The organism is Propionigenium maris DSM 9537 (assembly GCF_027925155.1).
Lineage (GTDB): Bacteria > Fusobacteriota > Fusobacteriia > Fusobacteriales > Fusobacteriaceae > Propionigenium > Propionigenium maris.
In genome coordinates this window covers 1-5,733 of the sequence record NZ_BSDY01000052.1, presented here as the reverse complement: position 1 = coordinate 5,733, position 5,733 = coordinate 1, and the positions used below count along the sequence as shown (strand labels likewise).

Here is a 5,733-nt window from a genome sequence, read left to right as displayed (position 1 = left end):
AAACTCTTCATTCAAATATATTTTAAATCACTTTCGTGATTATACACCTAATTATTGGTTGCGAATTGATTAAAAAATCATTTCGTCTTTCTGACTTATCTTCTCTATTTAATTGCTAATGTCCTTTTCGTTTCACTCAGTTGGCTTAATGCTTCCCTCGTGGACAAGAAGTATAATATCACTATTACAGCCTTCCGTCAACACTTTTTTAAAAAAATATCCATTTTTTATTATACTTTTATAAAAATAGGGAGCAGTAAAACTACTGCTCCTCTTTTTCCAAGGCTACCCTTACCCCATTCCACGCAAGAGTAGCACACTTTACCCTTGCAGGCATATTGGATATATTTTCAAGAAAGATCGAATCCCCAAGGAGATTCCTCTCCTCTTGATTTAAGTCCTCCTTTTTTATCATCTTTAGGAAACTATCCACAATTCCCTGAACCTCATCTACCTTCCTTCCCTTTATGATATCCATTAGTATAGAGGCTGAAGCTGTGGAGATGGCACATCCAACTCCCGCAAAGGCGGAGTCCTTGATTACTCCTTCCTCTATATCCAGCTGTATGGTAAGGTCATCTCCACAATTGGGGTTATGCCCCCTCTCAACATGTGTTGCCTTCTCAAGCTCCCTCTTGTTGTGATTGCTCTTATTGTGCTCCATAATAAGTTCCGTGTATATTCTATCTAACTCCATCTGTATCCCTCCCTAAGAAAAGATCTGCCACCTTTTGAAGTGCCATAGTCAGCTTGTCTATATCCTTTTTAGTATTATATATGGAAAAACTTATCCTGCAGCAGCTGGGAATACCCAAGTGCTTCATAAGGGGCTGTGCACAGTGGTGGCCGGTTCTTATACAGACATTCTCAAGGTCCAGTATCTGAGATACATCGTGGGGATGCACTCCCTTTACGTTAAAGGCTAAAACCCCTGCTTTCTCTCCAGATGTGTGATAAAGATCTATCCAGCACTTGGCCCTTAACTTTTTTACTGCATAGTCGTGAAGCTCCACCTTGTGCTTCCTTATCCTCTCTAGGCCAACCCTTTCCATAAAGTCCATAGCTGCTCCAAGGCCTACTATCCCCTCTACATTGTGAGTTCCTCCCTCAAACTTCTCATACCCCTCTCTATAGGTGCTGCTCTCTCCCTCTACAAACTCTATCATATCTCCTCCATACAGAAATGGCGGCAACTTGTCTAGCAGTTCCTTGCTAAGAACCACTCCTCCTATCCCCATAGGTGAAAACATCTTGTGTCCAGAGAAAACAAAGGCATCTGCATCTATCTCATTCACATCTACCAGCCCCTCTCCTATAGTCTGGGCTATATCCAAGATAACGTAGGCATTGGACTTCCTTCTCACCACTTCAGTTACAAGGTGAGGATCGTGAATTATACCTGTAGCATTAACCCCGTGGGAAAATGTCACTATCTTGGTTCTTTCGTTTACCTTTTCCTCTATCTCCTCCCTGTCCAGCCTTCCCTCGCTGTCTATATGAAAGTATCTCAACCTTCCATTGGTTCTCTTTACCAGCTCCTGCCAAGGAACTATATTACTGTGGTGGGAGCTTATTCCCACAAGGACCTCATCATCCTCCTCAAACCCCATCCTTTCAAAGGAGTTTACAAGGTGGTTTATCCCCTCGGTGGCACTCTTTACAAAGATAACCTCCTCTCCCTCTACAGCATGAAGAAACTCCTTCACCTTAGCTCTCACTCTCTCTACTTCACTCTCTGCCATCACTCCAAGGCTGTAACTTCCCCTACCGGGATTAGCATTGCTGTGGATATTATATCTATATACTGCGTCCAGTACCTCCCTTGGTTTCTGGGTTGTTGCAGCACTGTCTAAATAAACTAGATCTTTATTGTTTTCAAATATAGGAAACTCTCCTCTGTAATCTTCCATAATGATCCCTCCCTTAACCTCTATAAAATAAAAAGCAACGTTACGTTGCATCCTGATAATCAATTGGAATACTAACTATTTCATGTAAAACTTTTGCAAATTCTAACTTTCCTTAGATAGTAAAAAGAAGGGATACAGGCAGCAAAACTAATGTTGGATGGTCAAATAGCCGCCTGCTCCCTTACAAACTTAAATTCTTCTCTCTATATCTTCCAGCACCTTCTCCTCTATACTTCTGTTCTCCAACTTCTCCAGTATAGGTTTAAAGGCTGATACTGCCACCATCTTCTTGGCTTCCCTCTCAGTAAGTCCTCTGCTCATGAGATAGAAGAGCTTATTTTCATTTAGCTGTCCTGCACTGGCTGCGTGCTCTCCCACTACATCATCCTCCTTACAGAAGAGTGTAGGGATGGAGTCTGCTTTCACACCCTTATTCATAAGGACTGCTGTTTCCTCCTCCTTACCTACAGATCTGGCAGATCCCTTTTTAAAGTGAAGGTTTCCTCTAAATACCTTGGTTGCTCTATCCTTTACAATTCCACGTCCCTCTATGAGACTCTCTCCCCTTCTTCCGAAGTGGTATGTGGAATACTCCAGGTCCGTCTTTTTATCTCCGTCTGCTATGTATATAGAGTAGTTCTCCGACTGAATATTTTCACCCTTGAGATATACCTTGGAGGATCCTCCGTTTACTCCACCTCCAAGCTCCAGGTGGTATTGATTTACCTTGGCTCTGTCTGCTGCCTCTACCTCTATGGAGCTGAAGCTTTCAACCCTGTCTCCAAGTCTCTGCAGGTTGATAATATTTACCTCAGCATCCCTTCCCACTACTACCTTGGTCACCGTGTTTCTGAAACCATACTTTGGTTCACCGCTGTATTCAAAGATAAGATTTACCTTACTCTCCTCTGGAACCATTATGTAGTTGAGGTCCTGAAGAAAGTTATTCTCATCATCCATCTCATACCTTATATGGATATCCCTGTCTCCATCCTCCACTACGATTCCACTGTTAAAGTAAGCCTTGTTAAAGTGCTCCAGGTATGAATCCTCCCCCTGATTTAACTCTGGGAGGTCAGACTTCTTCACAACGTGAGAGATCTCTCCCTCTATCTGGATATTGTTAAACTCCTTGTAATTCTCTTTGGGAGATACCTCATACTTTATCCTCTTCCACTTGGGAACCTCTGTCTCCTCAAGCTTTTCCAGTGCTTCCAGCCTGAACTCCTTGATCTCACTGCTCTCTTCTATATCTTTAATAATCCTTCTCTGCATAATCATCACCTAGCCTATAGTCCCTTCTAGTTCTAGCTGAATTAAGTTATTCAATTCAACTGCATACTCCAATGGAAGTTCCTTTGATATGGGCTCTACAAACCCTCTCACTATCATTCCCTTGGCTTCCTCCTCGCTTATTCCTCTGCTCATAAGGTAGAATATTGCCTCATCACTTATCCTTCCTATCTTTGCTTCGTGACCCACATCTACATCATCTGTCTGAATATCTATAGTAGGAATGGTATCCGATCTGGAGGTATTGTCCAGCATGAGGGATTCACAGTTTACTGTGGCTTTAGAGGAGTGAGCATTGGGAGCTACTTTTAAAAGACCTCTGTAAAGAGCTGTTCCTCCGTTTTTAGAGATGGATTTAGAATTCACCACTGAAGTTGTATAGGGAGCTGCATGAACTACCTTAGCCCCTGTATCCAGATACTGTCCGCTGGAAGCAAAGGTTATCCCCGTAAACTCAGCTCTGGCTCTCTCTCCTCTTAAGATACTCATAGGGTAGAGCATAGATACTCTTGAGCCAAAGGACCCCGATACCCACTCTATACTCCCATCCTCATCTACCACTGCTCTCTTAGTGTTGAGGTTATACATATTTCTGGACCAGTTTTCAATTGTAGAGTATCTTAGCTTAGCTCCCTTCTTTACAAAGAGCTCTACCGCTCCTGCATGGAGAGCCTGGCTGGAATACTTTGGTGCTGAACAGCCCTCTATAAAGTGAAGACTTGCTCCCTCCTCCACTATTATCATAGTGTGTTCAAACTGTCCTGCTCCCTTGGCATTTAGCCTGAAGTAGGATTGCAGCGGCATCTCCACCTGTACTCCCTTGGGAACATATACGAAGGACCCTCCCGACCACACAGCTCCGTGTAGAGCAGCAAACTTATGATCATTTGACGGAATAAGCTTCATAAAGTATTCCTTCACCAGCTCCTCGTGTTCCTTTAGGGCAGTTTCAATATCTGTATAGATTACCCCCTGCTTAGAGAGCTCCTTGTTTAGGTTATGATATACCACCTCAGAGTCATACTGAGCCCCTACCCCCGCAAGAGATTTCTTCTCTGCTTCCGGTATCCCCAGTCTGTCAAAGGTATTTTTTATATAATCAGGCACATCCTCCCAGGAATCCGCCATCTCAGTGTCCGGTCTCAGGTAGTGGATAATCCCATCTACATCCAAATCTGAAATATCAGCTCCCCATGTGGGCATGGGCTTGGAGTTGTAGATCTCAAGAGCTTTTAACCTATGCTCCAGCATCCACTGGGGCTCATCTTTCTCCCTTGATATGGCCTCCACGATCTCCCTGGTAAGCCCCTTCTCACTCTTATATGAGTGCTTCTCCTTATCGATCACATCATATATTCCTCTATCTACATCCTCTATATAGGTTCTCTTCTTATCTTCCATATCTAGTTCTCCTCTTTGATGCCCTTATATCCCTGCTTCTCTATCTCGTTGGCAACCTCTATACCACCGCTCTTCACTATCTTCCCTTGGTGAAGTACGTGGACAAAGTCTGGCTCTAGGTACTCGAGAACCTTGTTGTAGTGAGTAATTATTATAAAAGCATTGTTCTCATTTCTGAGCTTCTTTACCCCTTCATATACTACCCTTATGGCATCCACATCCAGTCCTGAATCTGTTTCATCTAAGATAGCTAACTTAGGGTCTAGAGTTGCCAGCTGAAGGATCTCCGTCTTTTTCTTTTCTCCCCCAGAAAATCCTACGTTGAGGTATCTTGAAGCATAGGACCTATCCATATGCAGATCCTCCATTCTAGAGTGAAGCTCCCTTCTAAACTCCATATAGGACTGCCTCTTCTCCGTTACTGCTCCCTTGGCTGTTCTCAGAAACTCCTCCACTGTGAGTCCTGGAATCTCCTCTGGATACTGAAATGATAGGAATATTCCCTCCTTGGCTCTTCCATCTGCTGAAAGCTGTGTAATATCCCTTCCATCCAGCTCTATCCTTCCGCCTACATACTCATGCTTGGGGTGGCCTGCCAGGATATTTCCCAGAGTGGACTTCCCTGCTCCATTTGGTCCCATGATTACATGTACCTCTCCCCTGTTAACCTTTAGGTCTATCCCCTTTAATATATCTTTATCCTCTACTCTAGAGTGTAAATCTTCTATATTTAAAAGTGTCTTCATATTGTTCCTCCAGTTTCCTTACTTTTACGATCAAGAAAAGTATAGTATTCTTTACAGGTTTTGTCAATAATATTTCTGGTTTTTTTACTAAGGATTTGAAGTGAAGATTTTTAGGAAGGTGGGAAGGATTTTCAGTACGTTTTATTTGGGATCTATAGATGGATTATTAGCTTATTTTTTTCTTTGGAACTTAAAGGTATGAAAAGGTTTTGAAAGTTTGAGTGGAAGGTGTGTCCATTGGATTTTTATATGTAAATAAAAAAACCTGTCTTCCGACAGGTTAAACTTCTAAAATGGCTGGGGTAGCTGGATTCGAACCAGCGCATGCCGGAATCAAAATCCGGTGCCTTACCGCTTGGCGATACCCCAACAAGATTATTTAA

The 5,733-nt window shown here is 42.8% G+C and carries 5 protein-coding genes and 1 tRNA gene; all 6 read right to left on the bottom strand.

The genetic code is table 11. The features are described from left to right. Positions 1 to 262: 262 nt before the first annotated feature. The gene (gene sufU, locus QMG11_RS19905) at positions 263 to 697 is read right to left on the bottom strand and encodes a Fe-S cluster assembly sulfur transfer protein SufU (protein ID WP_281838199.1); all 435 of its coding nucleotides are present in this window, start codon (positions 695 to 697) and stop codon (positions 263 to 265) included. Beyond that, positions 684 to 1,910, bottom strand: coding sequence for an aminotransferase class V-fold PLP-dependent enzyme (locus QMG11_RS19900; RefSeq protein ID WP_281838197.1), 1,227 nt, complete (start codon positions 1,908 to 1,910; stop codon positions 684 to 686). Before QMG11_RS19900 ends, sufU begins: the two co-directional genes overlap by 14 nt. Before the next feature lie 189 nt (positions 1,911 to 2,099). After that, on the bottom strand, positions 2,100 to 3,185 hold the full coding sequence (sufD, locus tag QMG11_RS19895; protein ID WP_281838195.1) for a Fe-S cluster assembly protein SufD: 1,086 nt from the start codon (positions 3,183 to 3,185) through the stop codon (positions 2,100 to 2,102). A 9-nt stretch (positions 3,186 to 3,194) separates the two neighbouring features. Then, a complete protein-coding gene (gene sufB, locus QMG11_RS19890; RefSeq protein ID WP_281838192.1) occupies positions 3,195 to 4,604 on the bottom strand; it encodes a Fe-S cluster assembly protein SufB in 1,410 nt (469 codons plus the stop codon). 2 nt (positions 4,605 to 4,606) lie between these two features. After that, positions 4,607 to 5,350, bottom strand: coding sequence for a Fe-S cluster assembly ATPase SufC (gene sufC, locus QMG11_RS19885; RefSeq protein ID WP_281838190.1), 744 nt, complete (start codon positions 5,348 to 5,350; stop codon positions 4,607 to 4,609). A gap of 294 nt (positions 5,351 to 5,644) precedes the next feature. Continuing rightward, positions 5,645 to 5,719: transfer RNA gene (locus tag QMG11_RS19880), tRNA-Gln, on the bottom strand. Between the last annotated feature and the right edge of the window lie 14 nt (positions 5,720 to 5,733).